The sequence below is a fragment of the Sphingomonas oligoaromativorans genome (assembly GCF_011762195.1).
GTDB lineage: Bacteria > Pseudomonadota > Alphaproteobacteria > Sphingomonadales > Sphingomonadaceae > Solisphingomonas > Solisphingomonas oligoaromativorans.
The window spans coordinates 435,671-451,763 of the sequence record NZ_JAASQK010000002.1 but is presented as its reverse complement, the minus strand read 5'-3'; the positions used below and the strand labels follow the sequence as shown (position 1 = coordinate 451,763).

Genomic DNA, 16,093 nt, shown 5'->3' with positions numbered 1-16,093 from the left:
CGGAGTCGATCGGAAAACACCTCATTCCCGATCCTCCCGTGCGTCCATTATGGCGCGATAGGCGCGCCGCATGTCGCTTTCGATCGTGCTGAGGCTGACGCCCAGTTGCGCGGCGATGGCGCGCTGGGCGAGGCCCTCGATGCGGTGGAGGCGGAAGGCCTCGCGCGCCCGCTCGCCCAGCGCCTCCAGCGCCGCCTCGACGCGCGCCAGCTCCTCCCGCGCGATCAGCACGCGCTCGCCGGCGGGCGTATCGGAGACGCCGGGCGAAGCGGGGCTCTGGCTCTCGTCCCATGCGATATCGCGGAGCGTCGCCTGCCGGGTGGCGCGATAGCGGTCCCGCATCAGATTCTCGGCGGCGCGGAACAGATAGGACAGGGGATTCGCCACCGGCCCGGTCGCCGCCGTCGATATCTTCAGCCACAATTCCTGAAGCAGATCCTCCGCGTCCGTGCCGGCTCCCCGCGCCGTCAGGAAGCGCAGGAGCGTGGGCTGGTTCGCCAGGAAGATCGCCTGAAGGCCATCACTCATGGCCGCGTTCGTTAGCGCAGCCTTGGTTCGGGTTCCATCCGCTTGGCGCGACGGACGGGCACGCGTCCGCTGATCTCGGCGCCCGCATCGGGCGCGAAACGCAGGTTCCACACCGTCGCCAGCGCCGAAATCCCCGTCACGACGAGGAAGCCGACGGTGAAATCGTGGAGCGCAGGCTTCTCGGCATGATGCGCCAGCATCGACAGGCGAAGCGAACTCGCCGCCACGCAGATGCCGAGCGAGAGCATCAGTTGCTGGAAGGTGGAGTAGAAGCTCGTCGCCACGGACATGCGTTTCCGGTCGATCCCGTCATAGGCGATGGTGTTGTAGGCGGTGAACTGGAAGGAGAAGAAGAAGCCGCAGATCGCCAGCGTCGCGAAGATCGCCGGCAGCGGCCAGCTCGGCCGGAAGGCGCCGCAGATCGCGTAGCCGAGCGTGCCGATCAGCCCGTTCACCACCAGCGTGTTGCGGAAGCCGAAGCGTTTGAGGATACGCGGCGCCAGCCCCTTCATGGCGAGCGATCCCATCGCCGTCGCCACCGTGATCGTGCCCGATTGCGCGGCGGTGAGCCCGAAGCCGAGCTGCATCATCAGCGGCAGCAGGAAGGGCAGCGATCCTTGCGTGATGCGGGTGAGCGATCCGGCGATCACCGACAGGCGGAAATTCTCGTCCTTGAGCAGCGAGAGGTCGAGGATCGGATCGGCATGGCGCCGCGCATGGCGGATATAGAGGGCGCCGGTCACCAGGCCGATCGCGATCAGCGCCGCGGCGATGCGGCCCGCGCCGGCGCGGCTGGTCATCTCGAAGCCGAACAGCAGGCAGCCGAGCGACACGCCGCTCCACCCGAAGCCGACGGGATCGAAGGGCGCCACCGTCTCCTCCCGGATATTGGCGATGAAGCGCCAGACCAGCAGCACGCCGACGATGCCGACCGGCAGGTTCAGGTAGAAGATCCAGCGCCAGTCCAGATAGGTGACGATGAAGCCGCCCAGCGGCGGGCCGACGATCGGCCCGATCAGCGCCGGCATGATGAGCCACGACATCGCCGACACCATGTCCTGCTTGGCGACCGAGCGCAGCAGCACGAGGCGGCCGACCGGGATCATCATCGCCCCGCCGATGCCCTGCACGAAGCGGGCGACGACCATCACCTCCAGCGTCGGCGCCTGTCCGCAGGCGAGCGAGCCGGCCATGAAGATCAGGATCGCCGCCCCGAACACGGTGCGCGCGCCGAAACGGTCCGCCATCGTGCCCGAGGCGGGGATGAACAGCGCGAGCGCCAGCAGATAGGAGGTGAGCGCGATGCTCATCGCCGGCGCGCGCACGCCGAAATCATGCGCCATGGTGGGAAGCGCGGTGGCGAGCACCGTCGCGTCCAGATTCTCCATGAACAGCGCGCAGGCGATAATCAGCGCGATCAGGCGGTAGTTGGCGCCGGAATGTGGCGGGCCTTCGTCATGCGTCTGGGTGATCGATCCGGCGGCGGGCACGATGCCGTCGCGCACCTCGGCATTGACCGAGGCCATTCCGCGCCGCCGGGGCTTCAGCATCGGCGAGGCTCGGCGGAAAGGGCGGGTGAAGACGCGGACATGGTCGGGCTTTCCGTTCTGGGACGGGGCCTCTCCTTGTCGAAAAGCCGCTCGTCTGGGTGCGGGCGTACCGTGACGATGGCTACATAGGCCTCGCGTCACCCGATTGTAACCACTTTCCGCCGGAGAAATCCCGTTGCGCCCAAGCGTGTTTCCGCGCTCGATTGTGGCGCGGAACGAGATTGCATCCTTGACATATTGCTGCATCTGAACGCCGTTACGGCCTCAGCGTGCAAGAATAGCGGAACCATCATGAGCCACGACGATCTGCCCCCTTCCGCCGACCCTTCGGCCGCGCGGCCCGAGCCGATGCGCTGGGCCGACGAGGAGCCGCGCCGGATGAGCGGGCGAGGCAAGATGCTGAGCTGGATCGGCGGCCTGATCGGGTTGGCGCTGCTGATCGGGCTGGCGTGGTATCTGTCGCACTCCTCCTCTTCTTCCTCGCAGCAGGGCGGGGCCAGCGCGGGCCGTCATCGCGGTGGCGGCGGCCGCTTCGGCGGCCGGGGCGGGATGAACCAGCCGACGACGGTCGGCACCGCCAGGGCGACGCTGGCCGACCTGCCGATCCAGGCCGAGGCGCTGGGCACGGTGACGCCGGCCGCGACCGTCACGGTCCGCCCGCAGATATCGGGCACGATCACGCAGATATTGTTCCGCGAAGGCCAGATGGTCCGCAAGGGCGAGACTCTGGCGATCATCGATCCGCGCCCCTATCGCGCGCAGCTCCTCCAGGCGCAGGGCGCGCTGATCCGCGACAAGGCGCAGCTCGAGAACGCCCGCGTCCAGCTCAAGCGCTACGACATCCTGATCCAGCAGGATTCGATCGCCCGGCAGGATCGCGACACGCAGGCCGCGCTCGTCCACCAGCTCGAAGGCACGATCGCCGTCGATCAGGGGCAGGTGCAGGCGGCCGAGATCAACCTCGGCTATACGAAGATCATCTCGCCGGTGGCGGGCCGCGTGGGCATCCGCGTGGTCGATGTCGGCAATTATATCGCGGCGGGCGACACTAACGGCGTCGCGGTGGTGACGACGCTCCAGCCGATCGACGTCGAGTTCGCGATCCCGCAGCAGCAAGGCCCCGCGATCAACAAGCGCGAGGCGCAGGGGGCCGAGATCCCGGCGCTGGCGCTCGACAGCACGCGCACGCAGACGCTCGACACCGGCCGCTTCTCGACGCTCGACAACCGCGTCGACACCACCACCGGCACGATCAAGGGCAAGGCCCGCTTCGCCAACAGCGGCAACCAGCTCTATCCGAGCCAGTTCGTGAACGTCCGCCTCACCATCGACACGGTGAAGAACGCCGTGACGGTGCCACCGTCTGCGGTGCGCTCCGGCCCGGATGGCAGCTTCGTATGGTTGCTGAAGGCTGACCGCACCGTCACCGAGCGCAAGGTGAAGACGGGGGTGATGGCCAACGACAAGGTGCAGATCACCGACGGCCTCGCGGTGGGCGACATCGCCATCACCGACGGCGGCGACCGCCTGACCGAAGGCGCCAAGGTCGCGCTGCCAGGCGATCAGCCGGCGGTGGGCGCCGGCAAGGCCGGCGCGGGCGGCCATCACCGCCGGCGCGGCGGAAACGGCGGCTGACGATCTCAGCCATGGGCCCTTCGCGTCTCTTCATCCTGCGGCCGGTCGCCACCGCGCTGTTCATGCTCGCCATCGTGCTGGCGGGGCTGGTGGGTTTCCACTTCCTGTCGCTGTCCGCGCTGCCGGAGGTGGATTATCCCACCATCCAGGTGACGACGCTCTATCCGGGCGGCAGCCCGGAGGTGATGAGCCAGACGGTGACGGCGCCTTTGGAGCGCCAGTTCGGCGAGATGCCGGGCTTGAGCCGCATGGCCTCGACCAGTTCGGCCGGTGCGTCGGTCATCACGCTCCAGTTCGGGCTGACCGAGGGCCTCGACGTCGCCGAGCAGGAGGTGCAGGCGGCGATCAACGCCTCCACCGCGCTGCTCCCGGCGGATCTGCCCGCGCCGCCGGTCTACGCCAAGATCAACCCGGCCGACGCGCCGATCATGACGATCGCGATCACGTCCAAGACGATCCCGCTGACGCAGGTGCAGTCGATCGTCGACACGCGGCTTGCCCAGAAGATCAGCCAGATCACCGGCGTCGGCCTCGTCGGGCTGGCGGGCGGGCAGAAGCCGGCGATGCGCATCCGCGCCGACACGCAGGCGCTGTCGAGCTACGGCCTGTCGCTGGCCCAGCTCCGCACGGCGATCGATAACGCCAATGCGAACAGCGCGAAGGGCAGCTTCGACGGCGCGAACCGCTCCTACCAGATCAACGCCAACGACCAGCTTGAGACGGTTCAGGACTATCAGGATCTGATCGTCAGCTATCAGAATGGCGCGCCGGTCCGCCTCAAGGATGTGGCGCAAGTCGTTGAGGGGGCGGAGAATGCCCGCCTGGGCGCGCTGGCCGGCAAGACACCGGCGATCATCCTCAACGTCCAGCGCCAGCCGGGCGCGAACGTCATTCAGACCACCGACGCCATCAAGGCGGAGCTTCCCGAACTGCTGAAGAGCCTGCCCGCCGGCCTCCATGCCGAGGTGCTGGCCGATCGCACCACCGGCATCCGCGCCTCGGTGCATGATGTCGAGTTCGAGCTGGTGCTGGCGGTGGCGCTGGTCGTGCTGGTGATCTTCTTCTTCCTGCACTCGGCGCGCGCGACGCTGGTGGCGGGGCTGGCGGTGCCGATCTCGCTGATCGGCACGTTCGGCGTGATGTATCTGCTGAACTACAGCCTCGATAACCTGTCGCTCATGGCGCTCACCATCGCGACCGGCTTCGTCGTCGACGACGCGATCGTGATGATCGAGAATATCCAGCGCCATATCGAGGAGGGGATGAAGCCCTTCGAAGCGGCGCTGAAGGGCGCGGGCGAGATCGGCTTCACGATCATATCGCTCACCGTCTCGCTGATCGCGGTGCTGATCCCGCTCTTGTTCATGGGCGACATCGTCGGCCGCCTGTTCCGCGAGTTCGCGGTGACGCTGGCGGTGACCATCCTGATCTCGGCGGTTGTCTCGCTGACTCTGACGCCGATGCTTTCGGCGCGCTGGCTCAAGGAGCCCAAGGACGAGCATCCCAGCCGCATCGCAGAGCGTTCGGCGGCGGCCTTCACATGGCTTGAGGGGCATTACACCCGCGGGCTCGACTTCGTGCTGGCGCGTCGTTTCGCCACGCTGATGGTCGCGATCGCGACGCTGGTGCTGACGGCGCTGCTCTATCTCGTCATCCCCAAGGGGCTGTTCCCGACGCAGGACACCGGCCAGCTTCAGGCGCGCATCGTCGCCACGAGCAGCGTCTCCTACGATCGCATGGCGCAGTTGCAGGGGCAGGCGGCGAACCTCATCCTTCAGGACCGGTCGGTCCAGTCGCTGTCGTCCTTCGTCGGCGTCGACGGATCGAACAATGCCGCGCTCAATACGGGCACGATGCTCATCAACCTCAAGGAAAGCCACGGCAGCCAGGAGCGTGTGATGCGCCGCCTGAAGCAGGCGGTGGACCAGATTCCGGGGCTGACCCTCTATCTCCAGCCGACGCAGGATCTGACGATCGATGCCGAGAGCGGGCCGACCCAGTATCGCTTCTCGGTGCAGGGCTCGAACACGGCGGACGTCAACGCCGAGGCCAGGCGCATCGTGAAGGCGCTGCAATCCGTCTCCAAGGTCCGCAACGTCACCACCGATGCGGGCGCGGAAGGGGCGGCGGCCTATATCAACATCGATCGCGACACGGCGGCGCGGCTCAACATCACCGCCTCGTCGGTGGACGACACGCTCTATTCGGCGTTCGGCCAGCGCATCGTCTCGACCATCTTCACCGAGACGACCCAGTATCGCGTGATCCTGGAGGCGGCCCCCGGCCTGCTCTCCGATCCGCAGTCGCTGGGGCTGCTCCATCTGCCGGCGCAGGGCGGGGCGACGCCCCTGAATGCGGTGGCGACCATCACCGAGGGCAAGTCCCCGCTCCAGATCACCCATGTCGGCCAGTTCCCGGCGGCGACGATCGGCTTCGACACCGCGCCCGGCGTCTCGCTCGGCACGGCGGTGAGCGCGATCCAGGCGAAGGTGAAGGCGGTCCAGCTCAAGCCCGGCATCTCGATCACCTTCCTCGGCGCGGCGGGGGCGTTCTCCTCGTCGCTGACCAATCAGCTCTGGCTGATCCTCGCGGCGGTGATCTGCGTCTATATCGTGCTGGGCGTGCTCTATGAGAGCTTCATCCATCCGGTGACGATCCTGTCCACGCTGCCGTCGGCGGCGGTGGGGGCGCTGCTGGCGCTGTGGGTGACGGGGCATGACCTCGACATCATCGGCATCATCGGCATCGTGCTCCTGATCGGCATCGTGAAGAAGAACGCGATCATGATGATCGACTTCGCGATCGCTGCCGAGCGCGACGAGGGGCTGCCTCCGGCGCAAGCGATCCGGCAGGCGGCGATCCTGCGTTTCCGCCCGATCCTGATGACGACGCTGGCGGCGCTGTTCGCAGCGATCCCGCTGATGGTCGGCATGGGGCAGGGGGCGGAGCTGCGCCGTCCGCTCGGCATCGCGATCTTCGGCGGCCTGCTGGTGAGCCAGTTGCTCACCGTGTTCACCACGCCGATCGTCTATCTCTATTTCGACAAGGCGCAGCAGCGGCTCGCCCGGCGCGGTTGGGGCGTGAAGTCCCAAGATCATGTTCCGGGGCCGGATATCGGGCCGGAAGCCACCCCATGAACCTGTCGGCGCCCTTCATCCGGCGGCCGATCGGCACCATCCTGCTGACGATCGGGCTGGCGCTGGCCGGGATCGCGGGCTTCTTCTCGCTGCCGGTGGCGCCGCTGCCGCAGGTGGACTTCCCGACGATCAGCGTGTCTGCCAACCTTTCGGGCGCGAGCCCCGAGGTGATGGCGCAGAGCGTGGCGACCCCGCTCGAACGGCGGCTTTCGACCATCTCGGGCGTGACCGAGATGACCTCGCAAAGCGCGCTCGGCTCGACGCGGATCACGCTCCAGTTCAATCTCGGCAAGAATATCGACGGCGCCGCGCGCGAGGTGCAGGCGGCGATCAACGCCAGCCGCGTCGACCTGCCCGCGACGCTGCGGCAAAATCCAACCTATCGCAAGGTGAACCCGGCCAACCAGCCGGTCGTCACGCTGGCGCTCACCTCCGACACGCGCACGCCGGGTTCGATCTACGATTCCGTGTCCAACATCGTGCAGCAGCACATGCTCCAGATCGCCGGCGTCGGCGATGTCGAGGTGGGCGGCGGCTCGCTGCCGGCGGTGCGCGTCTCGGTGAACCCCTATCGGCTGAGCCAGTACGGCATCGCGATGGAGGATGTCCGCGCCGCGATCGAGGCCGCCAACGCCAACCGTCCCAAGGGCGTGTTGCAGGGCGCCGACGGGCGGAGCTGGCAGATCTACACCAACGCGGCGGGGCGCAAGGCGGTGGACTATCGCCCGCTCGTCGTGGCGTGGCGCGGCGACGCGGCGGTGCGGCTCGGCGACATCGCCGACGTCACCGACAGCGTCGCCGACACGCGCACCATGGGCCTCTACAACGGCCAGCGCGCGATCATCGTCAACATCACGCAGCAGCCGGGCGCGAACCTGATCCAGATGGTCGACGCCATCCGTGCCGAGTTGCCCGCACTGGAGGCGCAGCTCCCCGCCGACATCAAGGTGGCGGTCGCGGTCGATCGCACCAGCTCGATCCGCGCCTCGATCCGCGAGATCGAGATCACCGTGCTGATCGCGCTGATCCTCGTGGTGATCGTGGTGTTCGCCTTCCTGCGCGATCTGCGCTCGACGATGATCCCGGCGGTGGCGACGGTCGTGTCGCTGCTCGGCACGTTCGGCGTGATGTATCTGCTGGGGTTCAGCCTCAACAACCTGTCGCTGATGGCGATCACGGTGGCGACGGGCTTCGTGGTGGATGACGCGATCGTCGTGCTGGAGAACACCACCCGCCATCTGGAGCAGGGGATGAACCGCTTCGATGCCGCGCTGAAGGGTGCGTCCGAGGTGGGGTTCACCGTGCTGTCGATGTCGGTGAGCCTGGTGGCGGTGTTCATCCCGCTCTTGTTCATGGGCGGCATCGTCGGCCGCCTGTTCCGCGAGTTCGCGGTGACGCTGTCGGTGGCGGTGATGATCTCGCTGCTGCTGTCGCTCACGATGACGCCGATGCTGTGCGCCTGGTTCCTGCGCTCGGGCGAGCCGGGCGAGGGGCGGCGCGAAGGGCGCATCGGGCGCGTGCTGGAGCGCGGCTATCAGCGGATCGAGCGGGGCTACGCCGCCGCGCTCGACTGGGCGCTGGCGATGAAGCCGCTGGTGCTGCTGCTGCTCTTCGCGGTGATCGGGCTCACCTTCTACCTCTATGCCGTGGCGCCCAAGGGCTTCTTCCCGCAGCAGGAGAGCCCGCTGATCTTCGCCGGCGTGCGGGCCGACGAAAGCGTGTCCTTCCAGTCGATGCAGACCAAGCTCCAGCAGGTCGTCGGCATCATCAAGAGCGACCATGCCGTGCAGAGCGTCGTCGGCTTCACCGGCGGCAGCCGCGCGGGCGGCGCCTTCATCATGATCGCGCTCAAGCCGCAGAGCCAGCGCCACGGCCTCGCCAGCACCGACGTGATCCAGCGGCTCCAGCGCCATCTCCAGCCGGTGCAGGGCATCCGGCTGTTCCTCTCGCCCGTGCAGGATCTGCGCATCGGCGGGCGACAGGGCAATGCGACCTATCAGTATACGCTGATGGCCGACAGCAGCGCCGACCTTCGCAAATGGGCGGAAAAGCTGACCATCGCGATGCAGGACAGCCCCGTCCTCCAGAATGTCGACAGCGATCTGGCCGAGAATGGCGTCGAGAGCCTCGTCACCATCGACAAAGACGCGGCGTCGCGCGTCGGCATCTCGCCCCGGGACGTGGACAACGCGCTCTACGACGCCTTCGGCCAGCGCAACGTCGCGACTATCTATGAGGATATCAACCAGTATAGCGTGATCCTCGGCTGGGATCAGCGCGCCACCACCGGCCCGCAGAACCTGCCCGACGTGCGCATTCCGGCCGGCGCGGCGGCGGCGCCCAGCACGGGCGTCAACTCCACGACGGGCAGCGCGGGCGGCATCGGCAACAGCCTGTCGGCGGGCCTCTCCGCGCAGGGGACGGCGGTGGGGGCGAGCGCCACCTCGACCCAGTCCGGCCAGACGGCGACGGCGTCGGTGCCCACCAACCCGGCGCTGCGCGATCCCTCGACGGGGTCCGCGCTGAGTTCGAGCTTCCGCAACATGGTGCCGCTGCCCGCCATCGCGACCTTCGGGCAGGCGCCGACCGCCGCGAGCGTCAACCATCAAGGCACCGAGGTGGCGGCGACCATCTCCTTCGATCTTGCGCCCGGCAAGGCGCTGTCCGATGCGGAGGCCGCGATCGACGCCGCTTCGGCCCGGATCGCGCTGCCCAACAATGTCCACGGCACCTTCGCGGGGGCCGCGCTCACCTACAAGCAGCAGCAGGGATCGCAGCCGCTGCTGATCCTGGCGGCGCTGGTGACGATCTATATCGTGCTGGGGATGCTCTACGAGAATCTCGTCCACCCGATCACCGTGCTGTCGACGCTGCCGGCGGCGGGCGTGGGCGCGGTGCTGGCGCTGATGATGTTCGGCATGGACTTCTCGATCATCGCGCTGATCGGCGTGTTCCTGCTGCTCGGCATCGTGAAGAAGAACGCGATCCTCATCATCGATTTCGCGCTGGAGGCGCAGCGCTCGCGGGGCCTCACCGCCGAGCAGGCGGCGCGCGAGGCGTCGCTGCTGCGCTTCCGCCCGATCCTGATGACGACGCTGGCGGCGGCGCTCGGCGCATTGCCGCTTGCCATCGGCTTCGGCGAGGGGGCGGAGCTGCGCCGTCCGCTCGGCGTCGCCATCGTCGGCGGTCTGGTCGCGAGCCAGATCCTCACCCTTATCACGACGCCCGTCGTCTATGTCTGCCTCGATCGCCTTGCCGAGCGCCGCCGGGAGCGGCGTGACCGGCGGCGACGTCTGCGAGAGCTGCCCGCATGATCCGTAAAGCCTTCTCCGCCGTCCTGATCGCAGCCCTCGCCGGCTGCTCCTTCGCGCCGCATTATGCGCGGCCTGTCATGAAGCTCCCGGCCGACTGGAAGCCGGTCGAGGGCTGGCAGCCCGCCAATCCGTCCGATGGAGCCCTGCGCGGCGACTGGTGGACCGGCTTCGACGACGCGACGCTGACCGACCTCATCGCGAAGGCCGACGCGCACAATCAGACCGTCGCGCAGGCCGCCGCGACCTACCGCCAGGCGCGCGCCGCCACCCGCGAGGCGCGGGCCAGCCTGTTCCCGACCGTCACCGCCAATGGCGGCGTGACGCACACCGTCTCCGGTGGATCGCGCAGCATCGTGACGGGCGGGGTCAGCTCTTCGGGCGCGCGCGTGTCGAACAATTACACCGTGTCGCTCGGCGGGAGCTGGCAGCCGGACCTGTTCGGCAAGATCGGCAACACCGTCTCCAACGCGCACGCGACCGAGCAGGCCCGGCTGGCGGACCTCGCCTCGGCGCGGCTGGCGCTGCACGGCGAGCTGGCCACCGACTATCTCAGCCTGCGCGCCGCCGACGCCCAGATCGCGAGCCTGACCGCGACGGTCGAGGCCTATCAGCGCTCGCTCCAGATCGCGACCAACCGCTATAATGCCGGCATCGCGCCGCATACCGATGTGTTTCAGGGCCAGTCCCAGCTCGCCTCCGCCCAGTCCGATCTCGAAGGCGAGAAGCGTACACGCACCCAGTTCGAGGACGCCATCGCCGTGCTGGTCGGCGAGAACCCGGCGAGCTTCACGCTGCCCACGCTGGCGGGCGCGTGGACCCCGGTGACGCCGGACGTGCCGGCGGTGCTGCCCTCGACGCTGCTCGAGCGTCGCCCCGACGTCGCCTCGGCGGAACGGCAGGTCGCCGCCGCCAATGCCGAGATCGGCGTGGAGAAGGCGGCCTTCTTCCCCACCATCGGCCTCTCGGGCAATGGCGGCTTCAACAATGGCTCGCTGTCCGGGCTGTTCGCGTCTTCGGCGCTGCTCTGGTCGCTGGGCGCGCAGGTGAGCGAGACGATCCTCGATTTCGGCGCCCGTAGCGCGAAGGTGCAGCAGGCGCGCGCGGCCTATGAGGGCGCGGTCGCCAATTACCGGCAGGTGGCGCTCACCGCCTTCCAGGACGTGCAGGACAATCTCGTCGCCGAGCAGGTGCTGGCGCGGCAGGAGGTGCTGTTGCGGCAGGCATCGGTGGCGGCGGACAAGAGCGAGGCCTCGATCCGCGATCAGTATCGCGCCGGCATCATCGTCTACACCGACGTGGTGAGCGCGCAGGCGACCGCCCTTTCCGCCCGGCGCGCGCTGATCCAGGGCCAGCTCGACCGGCAGAACGCGGCGGTGGCGCTCATCCAGGCGCTGGGCGGCGGCTGGAGCCAGGCGGACATCACCAACGGCGCGGAAGCCGCGCGGGCCGCCGAGATCCGCAAGTCCCAGCAGCCCTGACGGTTCTCCGGCCTTCTCGCGAGGTGCGACAAGCGGGTTCACCCCCCGGCGTGTCACCGCTATGGGCTGGATGGACTCGAACGAGGAGACGACATGGACGACGCGCTTCGGCAGGCCGCGCTCAACTATCACCGCGAGCCGCGCCCCGGTAAGCTCTCCATCGAACCCACCAAGCGGATGGAGACGCAGCGCGACCTCGCGCTCGCCTATTCGCCCGGCGTGGCGGCGCCCTGTCTCGATATCGCGGCGAATCCCGATCTGGCGCGCGACTATACCGCGCGCGCCAATCTGGTGGCGGTGATCTCCAACGGCACGGCGGTGCTGGGCCTCGGCAATATCGGCGCGCTGGCCTCCAAGCCGGTGATGGAGGGCAAGGCCGTCCTGTTCAAGAAATTCGCCGGCATCGACGTGTTCGACATCGAGGTGGACGCGACCGACCCGGACAAGTTCGTCGAGGTGGTCGCCGCGCTGGAGCCGACCTTCGGCGCGATCAACCTCGAGGACATCAAGGCGCCGGAATGCTTCGAGATCGAGGCGAAGCTGCGCGAGCGGATGAACATCCCGGTCTTCCACGACGACCAGCACGGCACCGCGATCGTCTGCGCGGCGGCGGTGCGCAACGGCCTGCTGCTTCAGGGCAAGCACCTCTCCGAGGTGAAGGTGGTGACGTCGGGGGCGGGCGCCGCCGCGATGGCGTGCGTGCGCCTGTTGATCGCGATGGGCCTGCCGCAGGACAATGTGACGCTCACCGACATCAAGGGCGTCGTCTACAAGGGCCGCGAGGGCCTGACCCCGGAGCTGGAGCCCTTCGCGCGCGAGACCAACGCGCGCACGCTCGGCGACGTGATCGCGGGGGCGGACGTGTTCCTCGGCCTCTCCGCGCCGCGCGTGCTCAAGGAGGAGTGGCTGCCGCTGCTCGCCGAGAAGCCGCTGATCCTCGCGCTCGCCAATCCCGAGCCCGAGGTGCGGCCCGAGATCGTGCAGCAGGTGCGTCCCGATGCGATCATGGCGACCGGCCGGTCGGACTATCCGAACCAGGTCAACAATGTGCTCTGCTTCCCGTACATCTTCCGGGGCGCGCTCGATTGCGGCGCGACGACGATCAACGCGGAGATGGAGCTGGCCTGCGTCGAGGCGATCGCCGAGCTGGCGCGGATCGAGCCGGACGAGGTGGTGGCCCGTGCCTATGGCGGCGCGGCTTTGCTGTTCGGGCAGGACTATATCATCCCCAAGCCCTTCGATCCGCGCCTCGCGCTGCTGATCGCGCCGGCGGTGGCCAAGGCCGCGATGCGGACGGGCGTGGCGCGTCATCCGATCGAGGATTTCGTCGCGTACGAGCAGCAGCTCCAGCGCTTCGCCTATCGCTCGGGCCAACTCATGCACCCGGTGTTCGAGAAGGCCCGCGCCGCCCAGACCCGCGTCGCCTATGCCGAGGGCGAGGACGAGCGCGTGCTCCGCGCCGCGCAGGTGGTGGTCGACGAGCAACTCGCCCGCCCGGTGCTGATCGGCCGGCGGGACGTCATCAAGTCCAAGATCGTCGGCCTCGGCCTGCGCATGGCGGTGGGGCAGGATGTCGAGATCGTCGATCCCTTCGCCGACGAGGACGTGTTGGTCCCGCTGACCGAGGGCTATCAGAAGATCGTCGACCGGCGGGGCGTCACCCCCGGCGCGGCGCGCTACCGGATGCGGGGCCGCCCGGCGCTGACCGCCGCCATGCTGCTCCAGAAGGGCATGGTGGGCGCGGCGCTCTGTGGCGGGGCCGCCGACTGGTGGCAGCAGACCGCCGACGTGCTGCCGATCATCCCGCGCCTGCCGGGGCTCCAGCGCGTCTATGCGCTCTCGGCGCTGATCCTGGGCGAGCGGACCTTGTTCTTCTGCGACACGCACATGAACGTCGACCCGACCGCCGAGGAGGTGGCGGAGATGACCGTGCTCGCCGCCGACGCGATCCGTCGCTTCGGCATCACGCCGCGCGCGGCGCTGCTCAGCCACAGCAATTTCGGTGCCTCCAACTCGCCGAGCGCGCGCAAGATGCGCGAGGCGCTGGCGCTGGTCCGCGAGGATGCGCCGGAGCTGGAGATCGACGGCGAGATGCACGCCGATGCCGCGCTGATCCCGGCGCTGCGCGATCTGATGGTGACGTCGAGCGCGTTCACCAACGGCGCGAACCTGCTGGTCATGCCCAATCTCGACGCTGCGAACATCGCCTTCACGCTGCTGTCGGCGGCCACCAACGCGCTTCAGGTGGGGCCGATGCTGCTCGGCATGTCGAAGCCGATCCATGTGCTGACCGCCAGCGCCACCGCGCGGGGCATCGTCAACATGACGGCGCTCGCCGCTTCGGGCAACGCGGCGCCCGGCGGGGACTGAGCTAGAAAAGCGAACCCTGCGGCGGCGGGGGCGGCTCGACGGAGCCGCTCTCGCCGCGCCGCCTGAGTTCGGTCCGCGCGGTGAAGCAGACATCCTCGTCGCGATCGGCGGCGAGGCGGTGGAGCGCGTCGAGGTCCAGCTCCGGCCAGTGCCGCCCGCGATGCGCGCCGGCCGGCACGCGCGGCAGCAGGCCGGGCTCGGCGCTCCACGCCAGCAACTGGGCGACGGACGCCTGATTGAGCATGTCCCGCAGATGGTGCGCGGTCACATAGGCGTCGGGCATGGCGCGGTGGGCGGGCAGGCCGAGGGCGCGGTCCAGCCCCGCCGGCATCCGCCAGTAGCGCAGCACCTGGTTGGAGAAGCTGGGCGAACCCGGCCACAGCCTGAGCGCGCATTTCCAGGTGCATATCCATGGTGCGCCGCCGGTCAGCGCGGGCGTGCAGAAGCGCTGCTCGAAGGCGGCATGATGCGCGGCCAGCGCGAGCAGGCCGCCCTCCGGCCGCAGGATCGAAGGCGCGACCTGGGGCCAGAGCGGCGCGTCCGCCACGTCGGCGTCGATGATGTGGTGGATCGCCATGGTGACGGGCGGGATCGGGCGGCCGGGATGGACCAGCCGCTGGCCGCGCTCTTCGTTGACGATCCAGCGCCCGTCCGCGCCCTGCACGACATCCTGCCAGCCGATCTCGCAGACGCCGTGGGCCGGCGGGCGAGGGCCGGTCGTCTCCAGATCGATCACGCGGATACGGGACGCGGCCATCGCCGGAATATGGTTCGGCTCGAGCCCAACGTCATCCCCGTCCGATCAGGCCGGCGGGCGTGCCTCACAAATGGAGATCGCTCGGCCCTTCGAGATGGAGATAGGTGGCGTCGAACTCGCCGATCGCAACCAGCGCCTTCCAGTCCGGGATGGTGACCGACCGGCCGCTGACCACGATCAGCCCCTCCTTGCGGAAGCGGGCGAGGACGCGGTTCATGTGAATCGATGTCACCCCCAGCGCGTCCGCGAGGTCGATCTGGGTCAGCGGCAGATCGAAGCTGCCGCCGTTGACGAGGCCGACCCGCCTCAGCCGCACCGCCAGTTCGCAGAGCAGGTGCGCCGTGCGAGTGCGTGCGTCGCGCCGGCCGACATTGAGCAGCGCCTCGCGCTGGATCGAGGTGTCGAGCAGCGTGTCGTACCAGAAGGCGCGGGCGAGGGCGGGATATTCCTCGGCGGTCCTCAGGATCGCGCTGTGCGGCACCAGCACCACGGCGGCGCTGCGCACCGTCTCGATCGTGTGATCCGCTACCTTGAAGAGGATGGTGTGCAGGTCGACCATGTCGCCCGGTACATGGAAGGACATGATCTGCCGTTGCCCACTCGCCGTCAGCTTGGAGCGGTAGACGATGCCCTCCAGCACCATGCAGCTATGCGTCGGCCGCTCGCCCTCCTCCACGATCCGGCTGCGCGCGGCGGTGCGCACCAGCTTCTGCGGAAGGGCGTAGAGCGCGTCCTTCTCGTCCTCGGTCAGGCGATCGCGGGTTTCGATCTTGTCGATGAAGGGGGTGAGATAATGAAGGACGGCGGTATGCATGGGCATATGGCTTTCTGATCGATTCCTATTGCGCCTCGCTGTCGGGTGGACGCAAGCCGCATTCGGAACGCCCGATGGGAGATGAAAGATGCTGCGCACGCTTGCCAAGTCGATGCTGATCGGAGCCGCGCAGCGTCGCGTGGGCGTGATGCCGGCGGGGACGATCAGCACGGCGCTGCTCACCACCGGCGCCTCGCTGATGCTGAAGCGCGGGCGGCGGCCGATCGGGCTGGCGCTGGTCGCGGCGGGGGGCGTGCTGCTGTGGCACGAGGCGGAGCGCAGCCGTGCCGTGGCCGAGCCGGAAAAGGCGGGGGTCGAAACGAAGCCCGCGAGTTGAGCGCGGGGTTGCGATCTGTCGTGCGGGCGGCCGGACAGGCTTCCCCTCGGCTGGCATAGGGTGCATTCGGGCGGGGAACCGGGGCGAAAATCTGGCGTTTGCCGAGTGCATCGCGGGTTGCGAGGCGTTTTGAGGGGGTTGGGAGTGGGATCAGCGTGGACGGACCGAGCGTG

10 protein-coding genes are annotated in these 16,093 nt (G+C 68.6%); 6 read left to right on the top strand and 4 right to left on the bottom strand.

Going from position 1 to position 16,093, the window contains the following annotated elements:
- Positions 1–21 precede the first annotated feature (21 nt).
- Positions 22–528: an RNA polymerase sigma factor gene (locus FHS98_RS06180; RefSeq protein WP_167101580.1), complete on the bottom strand. Its 507-nt coding sequence runs from the start codon at positions 526–528 to the stop codon at positions 22–24.
- Positions 529–539: 11 nt separating this feature from the next.
- Complete coding sequence (locus FHS98_RS06175) at positions 540–2,078, bottom strand: MDR family MFS transporter (RefSeq protein WP_208402029.1); 1,539 nt, start codon at positions 2,076–2,078, stop codon at positions 540–542.
- Between the two features lie 291 nt (positions 2,079–2,369).
- On the opposite strand from FHS98_RS06175, the gene FHS98_RS06170 reads away from it, so the two are divergent.
- The 5 genes from FHS98_RS06170 (at position 2,370) to FHS98_RS06150 (ending at position 14,012) form a co-directional block, all read left to right on the top strand.
- The gene (locus tag FHS98_RS06170) at positions 2,370–3,713 is read left to right on the top strand and encodes an efflux RND transporter periplasmic adaptor subunit (protein WP_167101578.1); all 1,344 of its coding nucleotides are present in this window, start codon (positions 2,370–2,372) and stop codon (positions 3,711–3,713) included.
- 11 nt (positions 3,714–3,724) lie between these two features.
- Positions 3,725–6,850, top strand: coding sequence for an efflux RND transporter permease subunit (locus FHS98_RS06165; protein WP_167101576.1), 3,126 nt, complete (start codon positions 3,725–3,727; stop codon positions 6,848–6,850).
- Positions 6,847–10,164 carry an efflux RND transporter permease subunit gene (locus FHS98_RS06160; RefSeq protein ID WP_167101574.1) on the top strand — a complete coding sequence of 1,106 codons (3,318 nt, stop codon included), beginning with the start codon at positions 6,847–6,849 and terminating at the stop codon, positions 10,162–10,164. The genes FHS98_RS06165 and FHS98_RS06160 overlap by 4 nt, the downstream gene beginning before the upstream one ends.
- Positions 10,161–11,642, top strand: a complete 1,482-nt coding sequence (locus FHS98_RS06155; protein ID WP_167101572.1) for an efflux transporter outer membrane subunit — start codon at positions 10,161–10,163, stop codon at positions 11,640–11,642. The genes FHS98_RS06160 and FHS98_RS06155 overlap by 4 nt, the downstream gene beginning before the upstream one ends.
- A 93-nt stretch (positions 11,643–11,735) precedes the next feature.
- Positions 11,736–14,012 (top strand): NADP-dependent malic enzyme, encoded by a 2,277-nt coding sequence (locus tag FHS98_RS06150; protein ID WP_167101570.1) that lies wholly within the window; start codon positions 11,736–11,738, stop codon positions 14,010–14,012.
- A 1-nt stretch (position 14,013) separates the two neighbouring features.
- Here FHS98_RS06150 and FHS98_RS06145 read toward each other — a convergent pair whose 3' ends face one another.
- Complete coding sequence (locus tag FHS98_RS06145) at positions 14,014–14,769, bottom strand: exonuclease domain-containing protein (RefSeq protein WP_167101568.1); 756 nt, start codon at positions 14,767–14,769, stop codon at positions 14,014–14,016.
- Positions 14,770–14,833: 64 nt separating this feature from the next.
- Positions 14,834–15,583 carry a Crp/Fnr family transcriptional regulator gene (locus FHS98_RS06140; RefSeq protein WP_167101565.1) on the bottom strand — a complete coding sequence of 250 codons (750 nt, stop codon included), beginning with the start codon at positions 15,581–15,583 and terminating at the stop codon, positions 14,834–14,836.
- A gap of 88 nt (positions 15,584–15,671) precedes the next feature.
- Here FHS98_RS06140 and FHS98_RS06135 point away from each other — a divergent pair, with 88 nt between their 5' ends.
- On the top strand, positions 15,672–15,920 hold the full coding sequence (locus FHS98_RS06135; protein WP_167101562.1) for a hypothetical protein: 249 nt from the start codon (positions 15,672–15,674) through the stop codon (positions 15,918–15,920).
- Positions 15,921–16,093 lie beyond the last annotated feature (173 nt).

What these genes read in the sequence shown, in the direction of transcription:
- FHS98_RS06165 (WP_167101576.1), top strand. Translation starts at nt 3,725, where the DNA reads ATGGGCCCTTCGCGTCTCTTCATCCTGCGGCCGGTCGCCACCGCGCTG.
- FHS98_RS06145 (WP_167101568.1), bottom strand. Translation starts at nt 14,769, where the DNA reads ATGGCCGCGTCCCGTATCCGCGTGATCGATCTGGAGACGACCGGCCCT.
- FHS98_RS06150 (WP_167101570.1), top strand. Translation starts at nt 11,736, where the DNA reads ATGGACGACGCGCTTCGGCAGGCCGCGCTCAACTATCACCGCGAGCCG.
- FHS98_RS06140 (WP_167101565.1), bottom strand. Translation starts at nt 15,583, where the DNA reads ATGCATACCGCCGTCCTTCATTATCTCACCCCCTTCATCGACAAGATC.
- FHS98_RS06135 (WP_167101562.1), top strand. Translation starts at nt 15,672, where the DNA reads ATGCTGCGCACGCTTGCCAAGTCGATGCTGATCGGAGCCGCGCAGCGT.
- FHS98_RS06180 (WP_167101580.1), bottom strand. Translation starts at nt 528, where the DNA reads ATGAGTGATGGCCTTCAGGCGATCTTCCTGGCGAACCAGCCCACGCTC.
- FHS98_RS06175 (WP_208402029.1), bottom strand. Translation starts at nt 2,078, where the DNA reads ATGCTGAAGCCCCGGCGGCGCGGAATGGCCTCGGTCAATGCCGAGGTG.
- FHS98_RS06170 (WP_167101578.1), top strand. Translation starts at nt 2,370, where the DNA reads ATGAGCCACGACGATCTGCCCCCTTCCGCCGACCCTTCGGCCGCGCGG.
- FHS98_RS06160 (WP_167101574.1), top strand. Translation starts at nt 6,847, where the DNA reads ATGAACCTGTCGGCGCCCTTCATCCGGCGGCCGATCGGCACCATCCTG.
- FHS98_RS06155 (WP_167101572.1), top strand. Translation starts at nt 10,161, where the DNA reads ATGATCCGTAAAGCCTTCTCCGCCGTCCTGATCGCAGCCCTCGCCGGC.